Origin of the sequence: Massilia sp. LjRoot122 (assembly GCF_964252725.1) — a bacterium.
Taxonomy (GTDB): domain Bacteria; phylum Pseudomonadota; class Gammaproteobacteria; order Burkholderiales; family Burkholderiaceae_D; genus Telluria.
In genome coordinates this window covers 2,844,722-2,869,680 of record NZ_CAXUPB020000001.1, presented here as the reverse complement: position 1 = coordinate 2,869,680, position 24,959 = coordinate 2,844,722, and the positions used below count along the sequence as shown (strand labels likewise).

The 24,959-nt window shown below is 69.3% G+C and carries 19 protein-coding genes; 3 read left to right on the top strand and 16 right to left on the bottom strand.

The genetic code is table 11. The features are described from left to right. Positions 1 to 2 precede the first annotated feature (2 nt). Complete coding sequence (locus ACSQ25_RS12395) at positions 3 to 428, bottom strand: NUDIX domain-containing protein (protein WP_436105991.1); 426 nt, start codon at positions 426 to 428, stop codon at positions 3 to 5. 141 nt (positions 429 to 569) lie between these two features. On the opposite strand from ACSQ25_RS12395, the gene ACSQ25_RS12390 reads away from it, so the two are divergent. Then, positions 570 to 1,664 carry a mechanosensitive ion channel family protein gene (locus ACSQ25_RS12390; RefSeq protein WP_436105990.1) on the top strand — a complete coding sequence of 365 codons (1,095 nt, stop codon included), beginning with the start codon at positions 570 to 572 and terminating at the stop codon, positions 1,662 to 1,664. Positions 1,665 to 1,681: 17 nt separating this feature from the next. Beyond that, positions 1,682 to 2,221 carry a KGG domain-containing protein gene (locus ACSQ25_RS12385; RefSeq protein WP_436105989.1) on the top strand — a complete coding sequence of 180 codons (540 nt, stop codon included), beginning with the start codon at positions 1,682 to 1,684 and terminating at the stop codon, positions 2,219 to 2,221. A gap of 178 nt (positions 2,222 to 2,399) precedes the next feature. Here ACSQ25_RS12385 and ACSQ25_RS12380 read toward each other — a convergent pair whose 3' ends face one another. Further along, positions 2,400 to 3,578 (bottom strand): glycosyltransferase, encoded by a 1,179-nt coding sequence (locus tag ACSQ25_RS12380; RefSeq protein ID WP_436105988.1) that lies wholly within the window; start codon positions 3,576 to 3,578, stop codon positions 2,400 to 2,402. A gap of 446 nt (positions 3,579 to 4,024) precedes the next feature. Then, positions 4,025 to 5,230, bottom strand: coding sequence for a hypothetical protein (locus tag ACSQ25_RS12375; protein WP_436105987.1), 1,206 nt, complete (start codon positions 5,228 to 5,230; stop codon positions 4,025 to 4,027). A gap of 115 nt (positions 5,231 to 5,345) precedes the next feature. Between ACSQ25_RS12375 and ACSQ25_RS12370 the strand changes: the two genes are divergently transcribed. Beyond that, on the top strand, positions 5,346 to 6,638 hold the full coding sequence (locus ACSQ25_RS12370) for an NCS2 family permease (protein ID WP_436105986.1): 1,293 nt from the start codon (positions 5,346 to 5,348) through the stop codon (positions 6,636 to 6,638). A 5-nt stretch (positions 6,639 to 6,643) separates the two neighbouring features. Here the strand turns inward: ACSQ25_RS12370 and ACSQ25_RS12365 are convergent, their stop codons facing one another. The 13 genes from ACSQ25_RS12365 to ACSQ25_RS12305 are packed head-to-tail and all read right to left on the bottom strand — an operon-like array spanning position 6,644 to position 24,870. Further along, positions 6,644 to 7,168: a response regulator gene (locus ACSQ25_RS12365; RefSeq protein ID WP_436105985.1), complete on the bottom strand. Its 525-nt coding sequence runs from the start codon at positions 7,166 to 7,168 to the stop codon at positions 6,644 to 6,646. Beyond that, a complete protein-coding gene (locus ACSQ25_RS12360) occupies positions 7,165 to 8,472 on the bottom strand; it encodes an HD domain-containing phosphohydrolase (RefSeq protein ID WP_436105984.1) in 1,308 nt (435 codons plus the stop codon). Before ACSQ25_RS12360 ends, ACSQ25_RS12365 begins: the two co-directional genes overlap by 4 nt. Beyond that, positions 8,469 to 9,488, bottom strand: coding sequence for an ATP-binding protein (locus ACSQ25_RS12355; RefSeq protein ID WP_436105983.1), 1,020 nt, complete (start codon positions 9,486 to 9,488; stop codon positions 8,469 to 8,471). The genes ACSQ25_RS12360 and ACSQ25_RS12355 overlap by 4 nt, the downstream gene beginning before the upstream one ends. Positions 9,489 to 9,500: 12 nt before the next feature. Beyond that, positions 9,501 to 10,355, bottom strand: coding sequence for an HDOD domain-containing protein (locus tag ACSQ25_RS12350; RefSeq protein ID WP_436105982.1), 855 nt, complete (start codon positions 10,353 to 10,355; stop codon positions 9,501 to 9,503). Then, the gene (locus ACSQ25_RS12345; protein WP_436105981.1) at positions 10,352 to 10,666 is read right to left on the bottom strand and encodes a hypothetical protein; all 315 of its coding nucleotides are present in this window, start codon (positions 10,664 to 10,666) and stop codon (positions 10,352 to 10,354) included. The genes ACSQ25_RS12350 and ACSQ25_RS12345 overlap by 4 nt, the downstream gene beginning before the upstream one ends. After that, a complete protein-coding gene (locus tag ACSQ25_RS12340; RefSeq protein WP_436105980.1) occupies positions 10,659 to 14,267 on the bottom strand; it encodes an EAL domain-containing protein in 3,609 nt (1,202 codons plus the stop codon). Before ACSQ25_RS12340 ends, ACSQ25_RS12345 begins: the two co-directional genes overlap by 8 nt. Beyond that, the gene (locus ACSQ25_RS12335; RefSeq protein ID WP_436105979.1) at positions 14,264 to 17,440 is read right to left on the bottom strand and encodes an EAL domain-containing protein; all 3,177 of its coding nucleotides are present in this window, start codon (positions 17,438 to 17,440) and stop codon (positions 14,264 to 14,266) included. Before ACSQ25_RS12335 ends, ACSQ25_RS12340 begins: the two co-directional genes overlap by 4 nt. 9 nt (positions 17,441 to 17,449) lie before the next feature. Then, positions 17,450 to 18,520: a chemotaxis-specific protein-glutamate methyltransferase CheB gene (cheB, locus tag ACSQ25_RS12330; RefSeq protein WP_436105978.1), complete on the bottom strand. Its 1,071-nt coding sequence runs from the start codon at positions 18,518 to 18,520 to the stop codon at positions 17,450 to 17,452. 18 nt (positions 18,521 to 18,538) lie between these two features. Further along, positions 18,539 to 20,713 (bottom strand): hybrid sensor histidine kinase/response regulator, encoded by a 2,175-nt coding sequence (locus ACSQ25_RS12325; RefSeq protein WP_436105977.1) that lies wholly within the window; start codon positions 20,711 to 20,713, stop codon positions 18,539 to 18,541. Positions 20,714 to 20,732: 19 nt separating this feature from the next. Continuing rightward, positions 20,733 to 22,394 carry a methyl-accepting chemotaxis protein gene (locus ACSQ25_RS12320; RefSeq protein WP_436105976.1) on the bottom strand — a complete coding sequence of 554 codons (1,662 nt, stop codon included), beginning with the start codon at positions 22,392 to 22,394 and terminating at the stop codon, positions 20,733 to 20,735. A gap of 19 nt (positions 22,395 to 22,413) precedes the next feature. After that, positions 22,414 to 23,028 (bottom strand): chemotaxis protein CheW, encoded by a 615-nt coding sequence (locus tag ACSQ25_RS12315; RefSeq protein ID WP_436105975.1) that lies wholly within the window; start codon positions 23,026 to 23,028, stop codon positions 22,414 to 22,416. Next, entirely contained in the window at positions 23,025 to 24,416 is a 1,392-nt protein-coding gene (locus tag ACSQ25_RS12310) for a CheR family methyltransferase (RefSeq protein WP_436105974.1), read from the bottom strand. The genes ACSQ25_RS12315 and ACSQ25_RS12310 overlap by 4 nt, the downstream gene beginning before the upstream one ends. Continuing rightward, positions 24,403 to 24,870, bottom strand: a complete 468-nt coding sequence (locus ACSQ25_RS12305; RefSeq protein WP_436105973.1) for a chemotaxis protein CheW — start codon at positions 24,868 to 24,870, stop codon at positions 24,403 to 24,405. The genes ACSQ25_RS12310 and ACSQ25_RS12305 overlap by 14 nt, the downstream gene beginning before the upstream one ends. Positions 24,871 to 24,959 lie beyond the last annotated feature (89 nt).

Here is a 24,959-nt window from a genome sequence, read left to right as displayed (position 1 = left end):
GTTCACCAGTCGATCGAGAGCAGCACCTCGCCCATGCGCGGCCAGCACAGGCCGGCCACGTCGGTGCGCGCGGCCCAGCGGTAGCCATCCATCTCGGGCGTCGGCACGCCGGTCACATGGTGCGGGAACGTGGTGCTGCAGTGCAGGTGGGCCAGGCTGTCGAGGCCGGGCCCCGGCTCCGCCATGAACAGGTGCAGGCGCTTGTCGCGCCGGTAGCCGAACGGCCCGAGCTCGCGGAAGCTGGCGGCCTCGAACACCAGCCCGGTTTCTTCGCGCAATTCGCGCATGGCCGCTTCCAGCTCGGTCTCGCCGGGGTCCCGCATGCCTTTCGGAATGTCCCATTTCGGGGTGTGGGTAACGTGGCACAGCAGCAGCTCACGCCGCGGATTGACCACCAGGGTGCCGCACGAGACGCTGTGTTTTGCCATAGCTTATTGGGTGCCTTCCCGCCGATGCGCTTGTCGTCGGACCACTGTATCGGCGAGCCCGAGGGCCTGTCAATTGTGCGCGCCGCAAGCCGCACGCACCGCACACTGTCGCCTCTTGCGGTATGCGCGATGGAGATGTGGATGGAATTTTTGTTGAACAACAATGACTTGGAAAACTGGAGCATGGCAATCGGCGTCTGCCTCGGCGCGACCGCCGCCATGGTCTTCCTGCGCATGATCTTCCTGCGCCGGCTGGGCGATTTGTCGCTGCGCACGGTGACGCGGATCGACGACCTGGTCGTCAAGATGCTGAACCGCACCTACCTGGTGCTGCTGCTGGCGATCGGCGTCTACCTCGGCAGTATCTTCCTGGTGATGCCGGACAGCTGGCGCCTGGTGGTGTCGCGGGTCGCGGTGGCGTCCCTGATCCTCCAGCTCGGGATCTGGGGCGACACCGCCCTGCGCGGCTGGCGCAGCCAGCTGCTCGCCCAGCCGGGCGACGGCGCGCGCAAGGCCTCGAGCACGATCCTGTTCTTCATGCTGCGCCTGGTGGTCTGGACGGTCGCCTTCCTGATGATGCTGGATAACTTCGGCTTCAACATCACCACCCTGGTGGCCAGCCTGGGGATCGGCGGCATCGCGGTCGCGCTGGCGACCCAGAACATCCTCGGCGACCTGTTCGCCTCCTTGTCGATCATGCTCGACAAGCCCTTCGAGGTCGGCGACTTCATCATCGTCGGCGATGCGCTCGGCGCGGTCGAGTACATCGGCCTGAAGACCACGCGCCTGCGCGGCCTGGGCGGCGAGCAGATCGTGTTCTCCAACGGCGAACTGCTCAGGAGCCGGATCCACAACCACAAGCGCATGCAGTCGCGCCGGGTCGCCTTCATTCTGCGGATCGCCTACGGCACCAGCGAAGCGCAGGTAACGGCGATTCCGGCGATGATCCGCGACATCGTCGGCAGCCGCAGCGACGTCGACTTCGAGCGCGCCCACTTCTTCCGCTACGGCGACTGGTCGCTCGACTTCGAGGTGGTCTACCACTTCAAGAGCCCGGACTACATCCTGCACATGGATGCGCAGCAGGACATCCTGCTCCAGGTCTACCGGGCCTTCCAGCGCGAAGGCATCCAGTTCGCCCACCCGCTGTCGGTGGTGCGGGTCGCCGGTGCCCACGATCCGGTCGGAGGCTGGCCGCCAGCCGGCGCATCCCCGGCCGAACTGATGAAGCACTGACCCGATGACGCTGCCGTATGCGCCGGAGCGGTCCTACACCGATGGGCCGGGCAGTCCTATTCCGTAGCCGAGGCCGGCGGCCTAAGATGGAATCACCTCTTCCGGCAAGCGCCCCGCAGGACGCGGGGCCCGGGCCGAAGGGATTCCGACTCACCCTGTCATCGATAAAGGAGATCATCATGGCATCGAACAACCAGGGCAACAGCAAGCGCGGATTCGCGTCGATGGACCAGCAGAAGCAGCGCGAGATCGCGTCGAGCGGCGGCCGCGCGTCTGGCGGCGGCAACCGTGGCAACTCGCAGAGCGGCAGCGGCGGCAACAGCCAAAGCGGCGGCAACAGCGGCAACCGCGGTTTCGCCTCGATGGATCCGCAGCGCCAGCGCGAGATCGCCTCGCAAGGCGGCCGCGCCGCACATGCCTCGGGCAATGCCCACGAGTTCAGCTCCGAAGAGGCGCGCGAGGCCGGCCGCATGAGCCACAAGAATGACGGCAACCAGCAGAGCGGCAATCGCGGCAACGGCGGCGGCAACGGCGGCGGACGCGGCGGCAACCGCTAAGCGCATGCACTGATCCTCACACGATCGCGACAGCCGGCGGGACGTCCCGCCGGCTTTTTTGCGTCTCCATTCGTAATGGGCCCGAAAAAGAACACGGCGGCGGTATCCCGAAGGATCCGCCGCCGTGCCGTCGCCAGCCAGCGCTTCCGGTTACCCGGGGCGCTGGCCGCTTACCCTGTCAGGCGGTCTTCGCCACCGGCACCTGATTGGCCTTCACCGGCACGGCCTTGGCCTCCGGCGTTGCCGACAGGCGCGCGTGGCGGCCCGGGACGGCGCTCTCGATCAGTTCGTGCATGCGCGATGCGGTCAGGTCCCATGAGGTGTTGGCGACGACCTCGCGCATGCGCTTGCCCATGGCCTGGCGTTCGCTCTCGCTCATGGCCAGCTGGCGTTCGCAGGCGGCGATGAACTGTTCCGGGGTCTCGGCAATGGCGACCACGTCGCCATACGGCACCTTGACGTCGGTGATCGGGGTCGACACGGCCGGCAGTTCCGCTGCCATGTACTCGAGCACCTTGGTCGGGCTGATGAACTTGGTCGAGTCGTTGATCGCGAACGGCAGCAGGCAGACGTCCCAGCCGGCCAGGAACTTCGGCAGCTGGTCGTAGGTGCGCTGGCCCATGTAGTGGACGTTCGGCTGCTTCGGCAGCGTGGCCGGGTCGATCTTGACCACCGGGCCGACCATCACGATCTGCCATTCAGGATGGGCGTCCGCCATCTTCGACACCAGTTCCACGTCCAGGCGCTCGTCGATCACGCCGTAGAAGCCGAGGCGCGGGTGCGGGATGTGGGCCTGGTCCGGGTGCGAGATCGCGCGGTCCTGGGCCTGGCGGAAGTGCTTGGCGTCGACGCTGCTCGAGAAGCAGTGGGCGTTGGCGTGGCGGTCGCGTTTCGACTGGTACAGGCTGGGACCGCCGGTGAAGACGACGTCCGCCATGTTGAGCAGCGCACTTTCACGCTGCAGCAGCTGTTTCGGCGCGTTCTTGAACATCGCCAGCTCGTCCATGCAGTCATACACGATCTTGGACGGGTTCAGGCCTTGCAGCAGCGGCAGGGCCATCGGGGTGTAGAACCAGACCACCGGCTGCGTACCTTCCGGCACGAGGTCGGCCAGCAGGGTCTGCAGGGTCGGGATCTGGTCGTCATGGAAGCCTGGTGCATGGATCGCGGTATGCGGCTGGCAAACCGTGATGTTCGGCGCTACCGCCGTCTTCTTCAGGTATGCCTGCCCTTCGCTGTACACCGGTTCCTCGACAAACACGATATCGTAGTGTTCCGCCAGACGGGTCATCAGGTGCTGTGGACGCTGGAAGACAAAGTCCCAGCGAAGATGGCAAAACACGATCAAGGTCGGCATATTCAGTTCCTTTCGCCTTCGTGGCGCTATTTTGTTGGTAAAGCCTGGCGGTTCTTCTCTCTGTGCCAGTCCCCGGCAGCACGCAACGCGGCACCGGACCCCGGAATCGTAACATGCAAAATTTCCAATATTTTCATTTATGCATTGCAACATTTCTAATTAGAAATATTGCAAGCAGATGTTACAAAGACGGTTCATAGGGGAGACCCTACGGCCGAGCGCACTCATGTAGGGCGCCTCCTACATCCAGACAGGAAAATCCACTACGAACTGCCGCCGCACTTTTAACCGTACACGGGCGTGCACGACGCTGCCAAGCCTGCCTTTTGCCGTTTTTCATTCGGGAAAAGCTGGTCCGTACGGCCTCCGGCAGACGCGAATCGCCTTGTCGCCTAGCAGAAACGCGGCTGCTGCGGGTGCCGCCAATACCTTGATCTGGGCCTGATTCAGCCCGGCTGATAGGGCTCGGCACCCTCGGCGTGCCCGTCCTCGCTGAAGCCGGTCGCCACCGATACACCCTCCAGGCCGAGCGACAGCAGGGCATCGCACAGGTTGTCGATCTCGGCGCCGAGGTCGGCAGCCAGGTCGACCGGGGCCTCGACGCTGCCCCAGGGCGTGCCGCCGTCCAGGGCGTACAGGTTGATGCGCAGGATGATGTGTTCGCCCGCGTCGAGCGGCGCGACCGCGGCGTGCACCTGGTCGGCTTCGAGGTCCTTGGCGGCCAGCGTCCGCGCCACCTCGGACAGGATGCCGAGGGTGCTCAGCTCGGCGACGCCCTGCTCCTTGGCGCCGTAGAACAGGTCCTGGTAGAGGAAGTCGACGTGGATGCCTTCGGGATCGGCCGCCAGCAGGCGCCGTACCAGCAGCGCCACCTGGAAGGTCCAGGCACGGTAGCGCTCCTCGCGCGCGGCATACCAGGCGTCGGCGCCCTCTTCGTCCGCCGGCACCGCATAGAAGGGATCGTCGAGACGCTTGAGCGAGAAGCCGAGCAGGAAGCGCAGTTCCAGCGCCGACTCGTCCGGCGCGAAGCGCTCGCCGCTCCAGCCGCGGATGCTGGCCTCGATGGTCGGCGCCGGCTGCAGCTTCTTCTCGAGCAGCGACGCGGCGGCCTCGCGCAGCATCTCCTGCAGCCTGGAAAAGGTAATGTGGTCGATCTCGGCCAGGTCGTAGGCATGCTGGACCAGCACCAGCTTCGCGCCGGCGCTCTCGAGCGCGGCCGGCTGGAAACTGGCGGCCAGCGCCTCGAAGGCCTCGGCATCCTGGAAAGCTTCCACGGCCTGCAGGCCGCCGCGGCTGCGCACGAACAGCGGGATCAGGAAGGCGTCGATCTCGTATTCGCCATCGTCGCGGCGCAGGCGCAGGTTGGCGGCTTCTTCCTCGATGCGGCCGCGCAGCAGGCGGCAGGCCTCCGGGTCGGTATAGCGCGCCACCTCGATGGCCTCGTACAGCGCTTCGTCGCGCTTCTTGCGCAGCAGCTTGCGCACCGCGCCCAGCAGCTCTTCCTCGCGCTCGTCGGCGCTGCCGAAGCCCGGTGCTTCCTCGCGCTCGGCGATGGCCAGGGCCAGGTCGGCCAGTTCCTGGGCCATGGCACTGTTGTCGGGCTCGCGCGGATTGTTGGAGGTACGGGGCAGCGGACGCTTATTCTTCGGCATGACGATGGGTCGATATTAATGTTGGAGTTGCCATGTTAGCGCATTGGCACGGCGGCGCGTGGCCCGGATGCGCCGGGATGGTATGCTTCAGCCAAAACAACCAAGGAGCGCAGCGATGCTCGACCGATTCTTCAAACTCACCCAAAGCGGTACCGACGTCCGTACCGAACTGCTGGCCGGCCTGACCACCTTCCTGACGATGGTCTACATCATCTTCGTCAACCCGTCGATCCTGGGCGACGCCGGCATGCCGAAGGATTCCGTATTCGTCGCCACCTGCCTGGTGGCCGCCCTCGGCACGGCGGTCATGGGCCTGTATGCGAACTATCCGATCGCGATGGCGCCCGGGATGGGACTGAACGCCTATTTCGCCTATGCGGTCGTGCTGGGCATGGGGATCGCCTGGCCGGCGGCGCTGGGCGCGGTGTTCATCTCGGGCTGCCTGTTCATCCTGGTGTCGGTGCTGGGCCTGCGCGGCATGATCGTCAACGGCATCCCGACCTCGATGCGGGTCGCGATCACGGTGGGCCTGGGCATGTTCCTGGCCCTGATCGCGCTGAAGAACGCCGGCATCGTGGTCGCCAACGAGCCGACCCTGGTCAAGGCCGGCGACCTGCACAAGCCGCAAGCCATCATGGCCGTGGTCGGTTTCTTCGCCATCGTCGCGCTCGACCGCCTGCGGGTGCGGGGCGCGATCCTGATCGGCATCGTGCTGGTGACGGTGCTGTCCTTCTTCTTCGGCGGGAACACGTACAACGGGATATTCTCGGCGCCGCCCTCGATCGAGCCGACCCTGTTCAAGCTCGACATCGCAGGCGCCCTCTCCGCCGGCATCCTGAACATCGTGCTGGTGTTCTTCCTGGTCGAACTGTTCGACGCCACCGGCACCCTGATGGGCGTGGCGCGCCGCGCCGGCCTGCTGGTCGAGGGCAAGATGGACCGCCTCAACAAGGCCCTGCTGGCCGACAGCGGCGCCATCGTCGCCGGCAGCCTGCTGGGCACCTCGAGCACTACCGCCTACCTGGAAAGCGCTTCCGGCGTGCAGGCGGGCGGGCGCACCGGCCTGACGGCGCTGACGGTGGCGCTGCTGTTCCTGGCCTGCCTGTTCATCGCGCCGCTGGCCGCGGTGGTCCCGCCCTACGCCACCGCACCTGCCCTGCTGTTCGTGGCCTGCCTGATGCTGTCCGACCTGGGCGAGGTCGAATGGGGCGATTCCACCGAAAGCATCCCGGCTGCGGTCACGGCGCTGACCATGCCCTTCACCTTCTCGATTGCCGAAGGCATCGCTTTCGGCTTCATCACCTACGCCGTGCTCAAGCTGCTCACCGGCCGCGCACGTGAAGTGGCGCCGGTGGTGTGGGTGATCGCCGCCCTGTTCACCTTCAAGATCGTCTGGGTCGGCACCTGACGCTCTTAGTCGAGGATGACCGAGCCGTCGCTGTCGCGCCGTACCCGCGTAATGCCCGGCTCCTCCGCTTCCAGGCGGCGCGCCTCGCGCTCCTGCGGGCTCAGTCCGGCCTGTTCCCCCTCGCCGGCGGCGCTGCGCGCCGCCAGCAGCTCGTCGCGCCGGGCGAAGGCCTGGGCGAACACCTTTTCCAGCTCCTTCGCTTCCCAGGGCTTGGCGACATAGCGGTACACCTCGGCGCGGTTGATCGCATCCATCACTTCGACGACATCGTTCGAGGCCGACAGCACCAGGCGCACGGCGTCCGGCTGCACGGCCTTGAATACCTGCAGGAAATCGCCGCCGCTCAGGCCGGGCATGCGGTAGTCGGACATCACCACGTCGAACTCGGCCTCGTCGCAGCGCAACAGCGCCTGCTCCGGGTCCTGGCAGGTCTCGATCGCCACTGCGCTTTCGGGCAGGAAGCGGCGCAGGGCGCGCTGCAGGGCGCTCAGGACGTTCGGTTCGTCGTCGACCAGCAGGACGCGTCTCATGTCGCTTCTCCTTCCATTCTTACATGCACGGTGAAACTCTCCCTGCCGGATTTCTCGAAATCGGCGATCTGCCCGATCAGGCGCTCGGTCAGCACGTGGTCGGCCGACAGCAGCAACTGGCCGTCGCGCGTGATCAGGTCGCGCGTCGTGCGCATGCCCGGACGCAGCGCCGACACCGGCAGCGCCCGGTCGGGCGGCGCTTCCGGCGCCGGGCTGCGGCCCGTGGTCACTTCGATGAACGCAGCCACCACCGCCGGATCATAGCGCGTGCCGCGCCGGTCCAGTATCAGCGCCGCCGCCTGTTCGCGCGAGAGCTTGTTGCGCGCGAGAATACCGAGCTGCAGGTTGTCGTAGTCGCTCGCCACCGCCAGGATGCGCGCGCCCAGCGGGATGTTGAGCCCCGCCAGCCGGTCCGGATAGCCTTCGCCGTCGAAGCGCTCCTGGTGCGAACGGACCAGCGCGGCCGCCTCCGCCAGGTCTTCCAGCGGCATCAAGAGCTGCTGGCCGCGCATCGGATACTGCCGGTACTGGTTGACCTGCTCGCCGTTCATCATCGACACCGGCAGTTCGAGCAAGGTGTCGGGAAAGCCGATCTTGCCGATTTCGTGCAGCAGCCCGGCCACGAACACCTGCTGGGTCTCGTGCGCGATCATACCCATGCGCTGGCCGATGCGGCGCGCCAGATCGGCCACCCGGCGCGAGTGGCCGGCCAGCCTGGCGTCGCGCAGCTCGATCATCCCGGTGAACACCCGGATCGAGGTCAGGAAACTGCGCTTGAGCTTTTCGTGCGAGGCCAGCAATTCGTCGTGGGCCGTCTTCAGCTGGGCGGTGCGGCGCGCCACCTGGGCCTCCAGCCCCTGGTTCAGCTCGCGCAACTGCTGGTTCTGGTCTTGCGTCAGCGCTTCCAGGCGCCGCTTCTCCTGTTCCAGCGCGCGGCGCTCGAAGGCATGGCGAACCACCAGCAGGATATCGTTGTCGTCCCAGGGCTTGGTGATGTACCGATAGATCTGGCCGCGGTTGACGGCGCCCATGATCTGGGCCACGTCGGCGTGGCCCGTCAGCAGCATGCGCAGCACGTCCGGATGGGCTGTGCGCGCGCGCTCCAGGAACTCGGCCCCGTCCATTTCCGGCATGCGCATGTCCGAGATCACCAGATCGACCGCGCGTTCCTCCATCATGGCCAGCCCCTCGCGCGCACTGCCGGCGCACAGGATCTCGTAGCCCTGGGAGCGGAACAGGCGGCGCAGCGCGGACAGGATGTGCGGCTCGTCGTCCACGCACAGGATCACCCCCTGCCCGCTCACCGCGACTGCTCCTGGCCGGGCGAAGGCAGGTGGCGCACCGGCAGCGTGATGCGGAAGCTGGTGCCCTGGCCCGGCTCGCTCCGGACCGTGATGTGGCCGTTATGCTTCTGGATGATGCCGTACGAGAGCGACAGCCCGAGGCCGGTACCGCTGCCGATCGGCTTGGTGGTGAAGAAGGGATCGAAGATCCGCGGCAGGTGCTCCTTCCCGATGCCGCTGCCGTTGTCGGTGATCTCGACCCAGACGCTGCCGCCGGCGCTGCCTGTGCTGCCTGTGCGGATCGTGATCCGCCCGCGCGCCGGCCCGATGGCATGGGCGCCATTGACGATGATGTTCATGAACACCTGGTTCAGCTGCGACGGCAGGCATTCGATCTCCGGGATGTCGCCGTACTCGCGCACCACGTCGGCCTTGTACTTCACCTCGTTGCTGACGATGTTCAGGGTCGAGTCGATCCCGGCGTGGAGGTCGGCCCACTGCCATTCCTGGTTGGCGTCCACCCGTGAGAAATCCTTCAGGTCCTGCACGATCTTGCGCACCCGGGTGATGCCTTCGCGCGACTCGGACATCAGTACCGGGATGTCCTCGATCAGGTAGTCGAGGTCGATCCCGGCGCGCATCTGGCGCAGCCGCGCCAGCACTTCCGGCGACCCGATGTTCGCCTCGGCTTCTTCATAGGCCTTGAACATGTCGAGCATGCGCGCGATGTAGGTGCCGAGGGTCTCGAAATTCGAGAACACGTAGCCGATCGGATTGTTGATCTCGTGGGCGACGCCGGCCGCGAGCTGGCCGATCGAGGCCAGCTTCTCCGATTGCACCAGCTGCTCCTGGGCCTTGGACAGGCGCGCGTTCAGTTCGGTCAGCTCGGCGTTCCTGCGCATCAGTTCGGACTCGGCCGCTTCGCGCTTGCGAATGTCCTCTTCGAGGCGCTGCATCGCCAGTTCCAGCTGCTCGGTCGCGCTGGCTGCCGCTTCAACCGGCGCCGCCTCGGGCTGCCGGCTCGCGTGGGTGCTCATGTCCTATTCCTTTCAGGGTCTGGATGCCAGGATCTGGCAGGTGTCTTCGAATTGCGCCTCGGTCTGCGCGAACACGGCCCGCAGGGCGGGCGGCGTGAGGTGCAGGCTGTCCCATGCACCCTGCACCAGGGCGGGCACCAGCTCGTCCTCGTCCCCGGCCAGGTCGAGGCCATGCGAGATCACGTTGGCCACGTGCACCACGGCAGGCAGGTCGCCATAGTCCTGCTGCAACGGATGATGATGATTTGCAATGGTACGGCAAATCATCTCGGGTATGCGCCAGTGCTGGGCCAGGGCCCGGCCCACCTGGGCATGGTCGATGCCCAGCACGGCGCGCTCGGCCTCGAGCAGCCCGCAGTCGCGCAGGCTGCGCTGTGCCAGCACCTCCGCGTAGTGCTCGGGAAAGCGGGTCACCAGCACCAGGCGCCCAAGGTCGTGCAACAGCCCGGCCACGAAGCTCAGCTCGGGATTGCAGCGGGCATGGCGCGCGAGCGCACGCGCGCACAAGGCGGTGGCGATCGCATGGCGCCAGAAGCCGTCGAAATCGAAGCCCTGCGCCCGTCCTTCCTGGAAACCGCCGATCACCCCGGCCCCCACCACCAGCGAGCGAACGCTGTCGAAGCCGAGCACTGCGATCGCCTGGCTGATGGTGCGCACGCGCGACTGGAGGCCGTAGAATGACGAGTTGGCCAGGCGCAAGGTCTTGGCCGCGAGTGCCTGGTCGTTCGAGACCTTGGCCGCAAGCTCCCCGAGTTCGACCTCGGGATCGTCGAAACTGGCCAGCAGCTCGGTGACCACGAGCGGCAATGCAGGCAGGTCCTGCAGCCGCGCAAGCGCCTGCTCGAGCGTGATCTGGTGCGCGCTCACCGCGCCTCCATCCGGTAGTCCTGCAGGCAGGCCCGCAGCTCGGCGTCCACACCTTGGGCGCCGTGGCGGAACAGGTGCGCCAGGCGGGCGGCGGCACGTTCGCGCCGCGCACCGGACCGGTCCGGACCATCCGGCTCTCCGGCGACCCGGACCCGTGCGACGCCGCGCCGCGCGAGCGCCGCCAGCAGGCCGTCGGTCAGCACGCTGTCGCGGTGCAGCAGCACCGTGCCAGCCTGGTCGAGCAGGTCGCAGGCGAGCGTCATGCCCACCGTCGCCTCGTCCAGCATGACTTCCCTTGAAGCCTCATTCATCTTGCTCTCCTGAGCGGATCGGGGAAAAGGACAGCAGGGTCCCGCGCGAGCGGGTCCCACGGCCCATGTTGTGGGCCACCACCTCGTAGGTCCGCCCGCCCATCTCGGTCGACAGCGATGCGCCGCCATCCAGGCCCTCGAGGTCCAGCAACAATCCTGGCATCACTTCGGCGGCCGAGCTTCCCAGCAGTGTACCGCTGTCGCCGAACAGGCGGCGTGCGGCCACGTTGGCGTAGGCGACCTGGCGGTCTTCGTCGAGCGCGAGAATCGGCAGGGGCACCCGCTGCAGCGCTTCGCGCACGATGTCGAGCGAAATGCTGTCGCGCCGGATCTGTTCGCGCTGCTGTTCCAGCACGTCCTCCAGCTGGCGGTTGGCCGCGGCCAGCTCGTGGTTGGCGGTGCGCAGCTCCAGTCCGAGGCGCCGGTTCTCGTCCACCATCTCCTTGTTGCGGAACGCTTCCTCGATATGTGCGCGCAGCTGGGTGTCGTCCCAGGGCTTGGTGAGGAACTTGTAGATCGCGCCTTCGTTGACCGCATCGGTCACCGACTGCAGCTCGGTGAAGCCGGACAGCACCATGCGCACCGTGTCCGGGTGCGACTGCTTCACCACGCGCAGGAACTCGACGCCGGTCATGCCGGGCATGCGCTGGTCCGATACGATCACGTCGACCGCCTCGCGCTCGAGGATCGCCAGCCCTTCCTGGCCGCCGGATGCGGTCAGGATGCGGCAGCCCATGCCGCGCATCTGGCGCTTGAGCGCGGCAAGGATGTTGGGCTCGTCGTCCACCAGCAACAAGGTACGTTCGCGCTTGTGCAGGCGCAGCAGGCGCGCAGGCAGGCCGGCGTTCCCCGCCAGCAGCGCACCCGCCGCTTCCGGCGTCAGCGGCGGCGCGAGCAGTTCGCCTTCGACCTCGTCGCACATATTGCGGGAAAGGAATTCGCACTGAGCCTCGGTGTCGACTCCGCCCGCCAGGACCCGGATGCCAAGGCTGTGCGCCATCGACACGATCGCGTCGGTGATGGCCTCGGCGCCGCGGTGACCCGGCAAGTCGCGGATCAGGGAGCGGTCGATCTGCAGGACGTCGATCGGCAGGCGGCGCAGCTCGGCAAGGGTGACCTGGCCGGTTCCGAAGCGGTCGATCGCCAGCCGCACACCGAGGGCGCGCAGGCCGTTCAGCACCGGCAGGACCTGGACATCCTCGCCCGCCACCGCGCTCTCGGCCAGCTCCAGGCGCAGGCAGTGGGGCGGCAATCCGGTCTCCGCCAGCACCTGCCCGACCTTCCCGGGCAGGCCGGTTTCCTTCATCTGGCGCCGGCCCAGGCCGAGCGCCAGGGCAAGGTCGCCGCACCCGCCGTCGCGCCAGGCGCGGACCTGGCGGCAGGCCTGCTCCAGCAGCCAGGCGCCGAGCACGGCGCCGGTCCCGCTTTCTTCCGCCACCGGCAGGAAGCGTTCCGGAGGCAGCAGGCCCAGGACCGGATGCTGCCAGCGCAGCCGGGCCTGGACCCCGGCGACCCGGCCGCTGCTCAGGTCTGCCCAGGGCTGGTAGACGATCTGGAACTGGCCGGCGGCCAGGGCTCCGCCGAGGGCGCGTTCCAGTTCCAGGCGCTCGTGCGCCTGCTGGTGCATCTCCGGAAGGAAGTACTGGAACTGGTGCGGACCACGCTGCTTGGCCGCATACATCGCCCGGTCGGCGCAGTCGATCAGCACGTCGGGGTCGGTGCCGTCGGCCGGGAAATTGGCGATGCCGGCACTGCAGCCGACCTCGAATTCCTGGCCGTCGATCGCGACCGGCTCGGCGACGGCGCCCATGATGCGCTCGATGGCGGCCCCGCTGAGCGGCCCGCCGGCGCGCTCCGGCAGGACCAGCACGAACTCGTCGCCGCCGAGGCGTGCCACCATGTCCCCGATGCGCACCGCCTGGCTCAGGCGGTCGGCGATGGTGCTCAGGAAGATGTTGCCCGCCTTATGACCCAGGCTGTCGTTGATGAACTTGAAGCGGTCGAGGTCGAGGAACAGCACCGACACCGCCTGCCCGGCACGTCCGGCGGCGGCGATTTCCTCCTGCAGGCGGCGCCGCAGCAGCTTGCGGTTTGCCAGTCCGGTCAGGGCATCGTGGGTTGCCTGGTATTCGAGTTCGCCGGCGTAGCGGCGCTTCTCGGTAATATCGTGCTGGACCACGACGAAATGACGCACTTCCCCATCCGGCCCGGCACATGGGGCGATATACATTTCGCACCAGAGTTCGGTCCCGTCCTTGCGCTCGGTGCGCAGCAGGACGTCGCCGCCGCGCCGCTCGCGCGCCATGGACATGATGTCGCGCACGCCGCTCCGCGCCAAGCCCTTGCCGAGCATGCGGATGCAGCCCTGGCCGATCACCTCGGCGGCGCGGTAGCCGTTCAGGCGTTCGAAGGCGGGATTGACATATTCGACCGGATAATCCGGTCCTTCCGCACTGGCGATGATGATGCTGTTGACGCAGGCCTCGATCGCCTGCTGGCGCAGCTGCAGGCTGGCGCTGGCCCGGGTCAGCTCGGCGGTGCGCTGGTCGACCATTGCATGCACCCTGCGCGCACGCGTGGCCAGCACGCCGGCAAAGGCGGCCGCGCCCAGGCTGAGCAAAAGCCCGCCGGCGAGCGTCAGCAGTGAACCAAGATGATCGCGCAGCAACGCGGGCGCCGGCGGGCTCACCACCAGATGCAAGGGCTGGCCGGCAACCTTGATGGTGCGCGCCACCGATTGCGGCCGATCCCCGTCGAAGATCAGGGCGCCGCGCGGCGCGGTGGGACTTTCTTTCAGGTAAACCAGATGGCGCGGGTCGGGCCCGGCTGCCGCATACAGCCGGACCGACCCGACCGGGCGCTGCCCTGGGGGCTGTGCGCCGAGGGTGCGCTGCACCAGCGCATGGCTGCTGAAGATGGCCGTGGTATAGCCGGCGACGCGGTCGCACTGGTTTCCACCCGGCGCTACCACGGTCCCGTCCCGGTACACCGGCATCATGATGACGAAACCCGGCTGCTGCCGGTTGCCGAAGAAGAGATTGAACTCCCCGGTCATGGCGGCCTCTCCGCTCCGGCAGGCGCGCCGCATCGCGGCTTCCTGTTCCGGCCGGGCGCCCGCATCCAGGCCGAGCGCGCCCTCATGGCCTTCCTGCGGGGCCAGGTAGTCGACCACCCGGTAGCTGGGCCGGCGGGCAGCCGGAACCAGCCGGCCGTCAACCAGTTCGCGCACGGCGAAGCCGGGAAGCTCGCGGCGGCGCGCGGCCTCGAACTGCGCACGCTCGGCGTCGGGCACCAGTGCCTGCCAGCCGATCACCTCGACCTGCGAATGGCGTTCGAGCATCGGCCGCGTGAACGCGGCGAACTGTGCGCGCGAAACCGGCTGCATGGTCGTGAACAGGCGCGTGACCGTGCCGAGCACGTCCACCGTGGCTTCGAGCCCCTCGCGCAGGAGCGCGATGCGCTGGTTGGCCGCCTCCTTGAATTCGGCGCGCTGGCGACCCTCCTCGACTTCATGCACCGCGCCGTAGACCAGCGCCGTGAGGACCAGGCCGCAGGCGAAGGTCAGCGCGGGCGGCAACCAGGAATGCCGGCGCGTCATCATGCCTGCCCGGCGCCGCGCGACGCCGTCCGTTTGCCCTCATATTCGGCGAATGCCTCGCGCAGCGCCGCGTCGAGCTCCTCGTCGATCCAGGGCTTGGTCAGGAACTTGAAGATGGCCCCGTGGTTGACCGCGTCCGTCACCGATTGCAGGTCGGTGTAGCCCGACAGCACCATGCGTGTCACCTCCGGGTACATATGGCGGACCCGGGACAGGAAGGTGGCGCCGTCCATGCCGGCCATGCGCTGGTCGCACAGGACCACGCCGATCTCGGTCGTCGCCATGATCTCGAAGGCTTCCTCGGCGTTCGCCGCGGACAGGACCACATAGCCCTTGTGGCGCAGCGCCCGCCGCACCGCCGTCAGCAGGTTCACCTCGTCGTCCACGTACAGCAGGGTGCGGGCATAGGGTGTGCGCGCCAGCAGGTCGAGGCTCAGCGAGACTTCGTCGCGCAGCAGCTGCTCGCAGATCTCGGCCGGCACCGGACGGCTGAAGAAGAAGCCCTGGATCTCGTCGCAGCCGTGGTCGGCCAGCAGCGCCAGCTGGCCCTGGCTTTCGACGCCCTCGGCGATCACGGTCAGGCGCAGCCCGTGCGCCATCGCGATCACCGCGCGCGAGATCGACAGGTCGTCGGGATCGGAGACGATGTCGCGCACGAAGGACTGGTCGAGCTTGAGCTTGTCGACCGGGAAGCGCTTCAGGTAATTCAGGTTCGAATAGCCGGTGCCGAAGTCGTCGATCGCCAGGCGCACGCCCATGCCCTTCAGCTCGCGCAGGATCGCGAAGGATTTCTGCGGGTCGGTCATCGAGGCGCTTTCGGTCAGCTCGAGTTCCAGCAGGCGCGGCTCGAGGCCGGTCTCCTCGAGGATGCGCGCCACCGTGGCCGGGATATGCTCGGAAAACTGGCGCGCGGACAGGTTGACCGACACCGGGACGACGCGCAGCCCGGCCTCTTGCCAGGCGCGGCACTGCATGCAGGCCTGGCGCAGCACCCATTCGCCGATCGGCAGGATCAGGCCGGTTTCTTCGGCCAGGCCGATGAACTGGCCGGGCGGCACCATGCCCAGTTCAGGGTGGCGCCAGCGTACCAGCGCCTCGACGCCGATGATGGCCCCGCTCTTCAGGTCGACCTGGGGCTGGTAGTGCAGCAGGAATTCCTCGCGTTCGATCGCGCGCCGCAGCGCACTCTCCAGGCGGAAGCGGGCGTCGGCGCCCTGGTTGAACTCGGGCCGGTAGAATTCGCAGCGTTCGCCGCTGCCGGCGTCGGCCCGGCTCAGCGCATTCTCCGCGCCCTGCGCCAGGGTGTCGAAATCCTCGCCGTCGTTCGGGAAGACGGTGATGCCGATGCGCGGGTCGAGGTGCAGTTCTTCCTGTTCCCAGCTGAAGATCAGGTCCATCTCGGCCAGCAGCTGGCGCGCCAGCAGGCCCAGCTCCTCGACGCTGGAGCGCACCGCCACCAGCGCGAAGATGCCTTCGTTGTAGCGCGCCACGGTGTCGCTGGCGGCGCCGCTGCGGACCGCCAGGCGCCGCGTCACCTGCAGCATCAGGTCCTGCTCGGCCTGGGCGCCCAGGGTTTCGCGGATCAGGCGCATGCGCCCGAAACGCAGCAGCAGGAAGCCCATCACCATGCGCCCGGCCAGGGCCTGCTCCTGGGCCTGGCCGACGCGGTCGCGCAGCAGCACCCGGTTGGGCAGCCCGGTCAGGATGTCGTAGTTGCTCAGGTACTTGAGCCGTTCCTCGGCGCCGCGTAGCTCGGTGACGTCAAGGCCGGTCGAGAGCACCGCCTCGATGCGGCCGTCGGTCCCGCGCAGCGGCGCGGTCGACCACACCACCGAGCGTACCCCGCCGCTGCGGGTCAGCCACTCGGACTGTAGCTGCGGCGGCAATTGCTCGAGCGGCAGGTCATGGTAGAAGCGCCGGAGCGCGTCGGGGTCCCCTTTCATCTGGAACACTTCCCAGGCCGGGCGCCCGACCGCTTCGTCGGCGGTCCAGCCGAAGGCCTCTTCGGTGGCGCGGTTGAACATGCGGATGCTGCCGTCGGCGCCGGTCAGCACGACCAGCGCGGCGGTGGTCTCGACCACGGCGGACAGCAGGTTGCGCTCGGACTGCAGGGCCTGAGTACGCTCGCGCACCTGCGATTCCATGTTGGCGTACAACTGCGCGCGCTGGACGGCGACGCCGATCTGATGGCCGATGGTGCCGAGCACCTGCAGGTCGCCGCCGGCCTGCGCGGCGGCCGCGACCTGCAGGTGCAGCAGTCCCAGGCTGCGCCCGCCCGCGCCCAGCGGCACGCAGGCGACCGTCGCGGCCAGGCCGGTGCACTCGTGCAGGAATTCCGGCTCGCGCAGGCTGCCCTCGGTCAGGCGCTGGGCGCAGCGGCATGCCAGCACCTCTCCCGGCTGCGGCGCGCCGCCGGCCAGCTCACGCACGGCCACCACGCGCAGCACACCGTCCTCGTCGTACAGGCTGACGCAGCCGCCCTCCACGCCCGGGAAATCGAGCACGCCGTCGAGCGCGCCGTCGGCCACCGCCTGCTCGCTCATGGCGGGATTGAGCGCCCCGGCGATCTGGTACAGCCCCTGCAGCGACTGGTAAGAGCGCGTGATCCTTTCCTGCTGGGCCTTGAGCTCCTCGGTCATCTGGATCGCTTCCTCGTAGGTCGAGATCAGGAGGTCGAAGATCTGCTGGCGTTCGGCCGTGATGAAGTGGGTTTGGCCGCCCAGGCTGACCCGCATGCCGAGCTGCACCCGCTCGTCGCTGCGCAGGTAGCGGTTGGCCAGGATGAAGCGGATGCGGCCCAGCAGGTAGCGGGCATCGAAGGGCTTGCGGATGAAATTGTCGGCGCCGCAGTCGAGGCCGCGGATCACGTCGTACAGGCTGGTCAGCGAGGTCAGCAGGATGACCGGTATGTCGCGCAGGTCCGGGTCCTTCTTGACCTGCTGGCACAGCGTGAAACCGTCCATCACCGGCATGTTGATGTCGCTGACGATCAGGGTAGGACGGCGCTCGCGCGCCGCCGCCAGTCCTTCTTCGCCGTTGCCGGTGATGCGCACCCGGTAGCCGCCCTCGTCCGTCAGCAGGTGGGCCAGGTGGCGGGCCTGGGTCGCACTGTCCTCGACCACCAGGATTTCGACTTCGTCCTGTACTTCGGCGCTATGTTCGTGGTTTTTAATCATTGCTGGTTTCTATAAGCCGAGGACGGACAGTCCCCCCTCCGGCTGGTTGGCTATCGTGTGCAGGGCCTTGCCGATCCGGGCCGGCTCCAGCACCAGCATCGCGGCTCCCAGGCGCAGCGCTTCGCCCGGCATGCCGTATACCGCCGCGCTGCCGCGGTCCTGCACGATGGTGACCGCGCCGTCGTCGCGCAGCCGTTTCAGTTCTTCGGCGCCGTCCTTGCCCATTCCGGTCAACAGGACCGCAACCGCCGCCGAGCGCAGCTCCGGCGGCAGGGAACGGAACAGGTGGGCCACGGCCGGCCGCATGCCGTGTTCCGGGACCCCTTCCACCAGGGCTGCCTCGAGCGAGCGGGTGACCTCGAGCTGGCTGCCTTCGGGCGCCAGATAGCCATGGCCCGGCATCAGCTGCTGGCCATGGGCGGCCACCGAGACCGGGAATCCGCTGGCCTGGCCCAGCCATTCGGCCAGCCCTGCGGTGAAGCCGGGGGCGATGTGCTGGACCATGACCACCGGCAGCGGAAATGCCGGGCCAAGCTCGGCAAGAATGTCGCGCAGCACGGCCGGGCCGCCGGTCGAGGCGCCCAGCACGACCAGGCGCCGCGGCGCCGGCCTGCGCGCCGGCGCCGGCGCGGGAGGGCGGGCCGTTGTCGCGCTGCCGTTCCAGCGCCGCACCACGCGCACCTCGGCCATCGACTTCACGGTCCGCACCAGGGCCCGGGCGCTCTCGGCATACTCGGGATGCGCCGGGCCGGGCGGGCGCCGCACCAGCACCAGCGCCCCCGCCTCGATCGCGTGGAAACCCGCCTCGACCTCGGCATGGCTGCCGGCGCCGCTGACCACCACCACCGGGGTCGGACAGGCCTGCATGATGCGCCGGGTGGCTTCATAGCCGTCCATGTTCGGCATCTGCAGGTCCATCGTGATCACGTCCGGGCGCAGCCGCAGCGCCATCTCGAGGCCCTGCGCGCCGTCGGGCGCGCAGCCGACCACCTGCAGCGCCGGATCGGCGCCAAGGATGTGCGCGAGCAGCTCGCGCACCGAAGGCGAATCGTCGACCACCAGGACCCGGATCATCTTCATCAGCATTCCTCGCCGGGTTCAGGTGAGGCGGCGCAGGGCCGCAAGCAGTTGGTCATGGTCGAACGCGCCCTTGGTCAGGTAGGCATCGGCGCCCGCCTGCAGGCCACGCTCGCGTTCGGCCGGGGTCTGCAGGGAGGTCACCAGGATCACCGGCAGCTCGGCGGTCTTCGGTTCGGCGCGGATGCGGGCGGTCAGGGCCAGCCCGTCGAGCTGGGGCATCTCGACGTCGCTGACGACGGCGTCGAAGCGCCGATGGCGCAGCAGCGACAAGGCCGCCAGGCCGTCGGGGGCGGTCTCGACCTCGCAGCCGGCGCCTTCGAGGATATGCTTGAGCAGCAGGCGCGAGGTGAGCGAGTCTTCGGCCACCAGCACCCGCGTGGCGCGGCCGCTCCCGGCATGGGCGCCGGCCTGCGGCCCTTCCGGCGCCGCGGGCACGGCGCCGCTCGCGTGCCCGGCAATGTCGTCCATCGCCAGCACCGGCACCAGGGCGCCGTCGCCGAGCTGGGTGGCGCCGCTGACGTGGCGCACGCGCTGCAGCAGCGGGCCGAGCCCGCGCGGCAGGATGTCCTGCTCGGCCAGGATCTCGTCCACCAGCAGGGCGAAGGGACGAGCGCCGCCCACCAGCAGCGCGACGCCTTTGGCCGGACCTGCTGCCTCGGGCGCCCCCGCCAGGGCGGCCAGCCGCACCAGGGGCAGGACGCGGCCCTGCTCCACCACCGTCTCGCGGTCCTCGACCATGCCGGTATCGGCCGGCCCCAGTGCGCGCACCGCCTGCAGCGCCGCCAGCGGCACCGCATAGCGCTGGCCGCCGCAGGCCACCACCAGCGCGCGCTGGCTTGCCAGGCTCACCGGCAGCAGCAGCTCGAAGCGGCTGCCGGCGCCTGGCGTGCTGTCGAGCGCCAGCGTGCCACCCGCTGCCGCCACCTTGTCGGCGACGATCGACAGGCCGATGCCGCGGCCGGAAACCTGGGTCACTTCGGCCCGGGTGGATACGCCCGCACGCAGCGCCAGGGCCAGGCGGGCAGCTTCGTCCAGCCGCCCGGATTCGGACGGCGACAGGCCGGCGGCGCGCGCCAGGGCGGCGCCGTCGAAGCCGGCGCCGTCGTCGCTGAGCTCCAGCAGCACGTGGCGCGCGTCCGGCTGGCTGACGGCGATCTTCAGGGTGCCCACCGCGGACTTGCCGGCCGCCAGGCGTGCGTCGGGGGGCTCGATGCCGTGGTCGACCGCGTTGGTCGCCATGTGGATCAGGGCTTCGCGGATCACGCCCAGCAGGCGGCGGTCGATGCGCACGCCAGCGCCCTCGATCACCAGCGTCACCTCCAGCCCGCGCCCGCGCGCCAGCTTGCGGACCAGCGACGGCAGTTCGTCGAGCGCTTCGGAAAACGGCACCAGCGCGGTCTCGAGCACGGCCTGCATCAGGCGCTGGCGGGTTCCGGCCAGGCCCTGGCAGGCCGCGCCCAGCGACTGCGCGAGGCGCGCGCACTGCAGTTCCGGCGCGGTCGCGTCGGCGGCGCCGGCGCGCCGCTGCTGCGCCAGCGCGGCGGCAAGTGCGCGCAGCTCGCCTGCCTGATGCTGCAGGCACAGCTCCGCCGCCAGCAGGGCCTCGGCCTCGGTCCGGATCGCGTCGAGCTGGGCCGCATCGACCCGCAGCAGCGCAGGCAGCGCGGGGCCGGCCGGGGTCTCTTCCGCTGCCTCGTCCGCTGCCTCGTCCGGGGCTTCCTGTTTCGCGGCTTCCTGGACCGGCGGCGGCGCGGCGCGAGCGCTCACGATGGCCTCGCTTGCGTCCCCGGCCTGCACCGCCGCGGCGGCCTGGTCGAGTTCCGCACACAAGGCCAGGGCACGGTTCAGCGTACGCCCGGTGGGCGTGCCGGCCAGCTCGCGTGCCAGGGTCAGGGCACGGTGAAGCAGGTCGAACTGCGCGGCGCCGAGCAGCCCCGGCGCCCAGTGCAGCGCCCCGCACAGACCTTCCAGCGCGTGGCACAGGCGCTCGAGGTGGTCGAGGTCGACCGAGCGCGCCGCCCCCTTGAGCGTGTGCAGGGTCTTGAGCACCGCTTCCAGTCCTGCGGGCCGTTGCGCCGCTTCTGCTGCCTCCAGCGCGATGAGGCCGTCCCCGATGTTCGCCAGGTGGCCGCGTGCCTCGTCGGCGAAGATCGCCAGCAGCCTTTGCTGGAAGCTCCCGTTCGGATCGCTCATCGCGGATTGCCCATGCGCACTAGACCTTGAAGCGTTCGCTGAGCTGGCGCAGCGTCAGCCCGAGTTCGTTGAGGTTCTGGGCCGCCTGCTCGGCCTGGCGCGAGCTGGCCGCATTCTCGGCGCTCACCTGATGGATGTTGCTCATCGCCAGCGCCACCTGGTCCATGCCTGCCAGTTGCTGCTGGCTCGAGGCCGCGATCTGGGCCGCCGCCTCGGCCGCATCGGCGATGCCTTCGGCCAGCGAGCGGATCGCTTCGCCCGCATCCTGGCTCTGGGCCACGCCCTGGGCCACCGTCTTCGAGCCCTGTTCGGTGATCATGACGGCGGCGCCGATCGACTTCTGGATGTCGCCGAGGATCTCGCGCACCTGGCGCGTCGCCTGGCGCGACTGCTCGGCCAGCGCCCGCACTTCCTGAGCGACGACGCCGAAGCCCTTGCCGTGCTCGCCGGCCTTGGCGGCTTCGATCGCGGCATTCACCGCCAGCAGGTTCGACTGGTCCGCCAGGTCGCCCACGGTGGCCGTGATGTCGGCGATCGCCTGGCTGCGTTCGGACAGGCGCACGATGGTCCCCGCGATCGATTCCATCTGCTCCTGCACGTTGCGCATCCCGCGCATGCCTTCTTCCACCGCCTGGCGGCCGCGCTCAGCGGTCCCGGTGGCCTGGCGTGCGGCATCCGAGACCCGGCGCGACTTGTCGCTGGTGAGCATGGCGGTCTGCTTGACTTCCTCGACCGTGGCCGTGGTTTCGCTGACCGCCGCGGCGGTCTGGGAGGCTCCCGCCGCCCCCTGCATGGTGCTGGCCAGGATTTCGGTGGCGGCCGCGCCCAGGGTCGCGATGCCGCTGTTGGTTTCGGTCATCAGCTGGCGCCATGCGCCCACCATCTGCCCCAGCGCGGCCAGCAGCTGGCCCACTTCGTCCTTCCCGCGCGGCGCCGGCACCGCCACGCTCAGGTCGCCCGTCGCGATGCGGCCGGCAACCTGGGTCGCCTGCTTCAGCGGCGCGGCGATGATCCGGTCGAGCCAGTACACCAGCGCCGCGGCGGCCAGCAAGGCAGCCAGGTTGGCTGCCAGCAGCACGCCCCTGGTCTGCTCGCCCAGCGCCGTGGTGGCGTGCATGCGCGCGGTGGCGTGCGCGAACTCCTGGTTACTGACCCGCTCGGCGATGTCGCGCAGTGCGACGAAGCGCTGTTGCAGCGGCCCGACGATGGCGCGGCCCGCCTCCTGGCGGCGCCCGGCGGCCAGCAGCGGCGCCACCTCGCGCTCGCGCAGCGCCATGTAGTCGCGCAGGCTGGCGGCCAGCTGGCCGTAATTGGCGACATTTCCTGCGGACGCGCCGCCGGGCCCCTGCGGCAGCCGGGCACCGGCATCGAGCTTGAGCCCGATGTCGGCGAGGTTCTTCATCACGTCGGCGCTGAGGGTCAGTGTCGCCGCTGCGTCGGCCCCGCCGGGGTCGCCGACCACCGCCGACAGCATCGCCACCCGGTCGCGGTTGAGCTCATTGCGCACGCGCATCGCGTCGAATGCGATTTCCAGGTCGTCCTCGAACAGGGCGCGTTGCGATGCCTCCATCTTCGTGGTGGCGTGGTAGGTCAGCGCGCTGACGCCGGCCAGCAGGGCGATCATGAGGCCGAAGCCGGCGACCAGCTTGGCGCGCGTACTGGCATTGCTGAAAAAGGCCATTGTGGTTCTCCTAGTAGGCTTATTGGCTGTGGACCACCAGCGTGCTGTCGGCCAGCATCCGGCGCGCGTCGAGCACGGCGGTACGGTCGGGCGCGACGCCGAGCAGGTAGCCGGCGCGCAGCGCTCCCAAGCCGGGCAGCCCGGCCGCCATGGCGGCGCGCGGGTAATGCTGGACGCCGACGATCGCGTCCACCTGGAGGGCGAATTCCATCGAATCGCCCTGGAGCACCACCAGCGCCGTGGGCTCGCTCAGCCGGGTGACCGGCAGCGACAGCAGCGTGCGCAGTTCGAGCACGGCCAGCACCCGCCCGCGGAAGGCGGCGATGCCGGCCACGTGGTTCGGCAGGCCTGGCAGCGCGGTGAGTGGCGGCAGCGCGCCGGCATGGACCACCCAGGCGGTTTCGAGGCCATAGCGCGCTCCACCGATCTCGAAGACCAGCAGATGCAGCGCAGTGCCGTCCTCCCCCGTTTCTTGCGGGTCCTGGCCTTGCGGTGCCCGCGCGAGCGCCGCCGCGCGCGTGCGCAGCAGCGCGCGCCCGCGTTCCGGATCGCCGGCGTCGGCATCGAGCTCGCCGGCGCTGCGCGCAAGGCGCGCGCGGATCGCGTCCCAGTCGAAGCGGTCCGGCGCCGTCATGCGGTGCGCTCCAGCCAGCCGGCGACCGACAGCCGCAGCGCGCCGGCCTGCCAGTCGCGCGCGCCGGGGACCGGGGCATCGGCGGGCAGCGCCGCCAGCAGTGCGGCGGCGGCGGAAAAGGCGCGCCGTGCCGCCGCCCGGCGCTCCAGCGCGGCCTGGGCGACGCCGTCGAGGTAATGGCCGATGATCGATTCCGGTTCCAGGTACAGCAGGCGCTGCAGGTGGCGGCGCGCCGCGGCGGCCATGCCCTGCTCCAGCGCGATCTGCGCCGCGGTCTGGTGCAGCTGGGCCGCCAGCGGCCACTGGTTGGCCGCGCGCGCCAGGCAATGCAAGGCCGCGCTGCCGTCGCCGGCGCCGGCCAGCTGCTCGGCCTGGCGCAATGCCGCCTGGTACCCGCTTGCGGCCGTGGCATGGAGCGTGGCCGGCGCCGGCGCCGAAACCGTGCAGGGCCGGGGCACCGCTGCCTGTGCGGTGACGGCGCCGGGCGGCCGGCGTGGGCGCACCGGGGGCGCCAGCGGCGCCGGCGGCGCCGGCGGCGCGGCGGCCGGCCCGGCGGTCTTCTGGTAGAACACCGCATCCGGGTGGTAAGTTGCGCTGAAGCCGGCGAACAGCTCGGCGCAGGCTTCGCTGGGATTCACCACCAGCCAGCCGCCATCGACCAGGCAGGCGCGCAGGCGCGCGATCACCTGCGCCATCAGGGGCCGCGAAAAATACATCAGCACGTTGCGGCAGAAGATGATGTCGAGGCCGGCGGTGCCGTTTGCCGCCGACGGATACAGCGGCAATACCAGATTCAGCTGCGCGAAGCGGACCTGCTCGCGGATTGCCGGCACCAGGGCGTACTGCCCGGCGCCGGCCGGCGTGAAGTAGCGTTCGCGCAGCGACGGCACGGTGCGGCGGAAGGACCACTGGCGGTACAGCCCGGCGCGTGCGTGGGCCAGGCTGGCCGGATTCAGGTCCGTGCCCAGGATCGACACCTGGCCGGGGGCCAGCGCCGGCAGCGCCTCGCGCAGGGCGATTGCCATCGAATAGGCTTCCTCGCCGGTGCAGCAGCCCGCACTCCACAAGCGCAGGGCCGAGCGTGGATCGGCAGCAAGCCGTGCGCGCGCGTAGTCGCACAGCAGCGCGAAGCCGCGCGGCTCACGGAAGAAATAGGTTTCGCCGACGGTCAGGTGGCGGGCGCACAAGTCGGCCTTGTCCTGGTCCCATGGACCCGCGAGCAGCCAGTCGGCGAGCGCGCCCGCCCTGCCCTCGCCGCGCGCTTCGGCCATGCGGCGCAAGCCGTTGCCCAGGTCGCGGCGGCGCGCCGCGCTGAAGCGCAGGCCGGTTTCCGCTTCGACGCGGCGGGCCACCAGTTCCATCCGGTTTGCCGCTTCAATGCTTTCCATCGGGTCCTCCGGCCAGCGCTTCCGCCAGTGCTTCCCGCTCCTCGGGGAACAGGACCTGGGCCGGATCGACGATCAGGCACAGGCCGTCGTCCAGCCGCACTACGCCCTTGACGTAAGGCGGCGCTTGCAGCTCGCTCGGCACCGCGCCGTCCAGGATGTGCTCGCCGACGCCGTCGATGCGGTCGACCACGATGCCGCAGGCCAGTCCGGCCACGTCCAGTACGAGGATCTGCTGTGCCGGCGACAGCGGCGAGCGCGGCAGGCCAAGGCGGTAGCACAGGTCGAGCACCGCGACGAGCTCGCCGCCGAGGTTGAGCAGGCCGAGTACGACCTCGCCCGCGCCGGGAATGGGCACCGGCTCGGCAGCGGAAATGGCACGCCGCACGCTTCCCAGCGGCAAGGCCAGGCGCCGGCCGCGGCATTCGAACTCCAGCAACTGTGTCGTACTGCTCACACTCGTCATACGGTTGGCACCGCGACACGGCGCTACCCCGTCACGGCCTGATCTATCTCAATAACAAGATAGTAGCCATTTCGGATCAG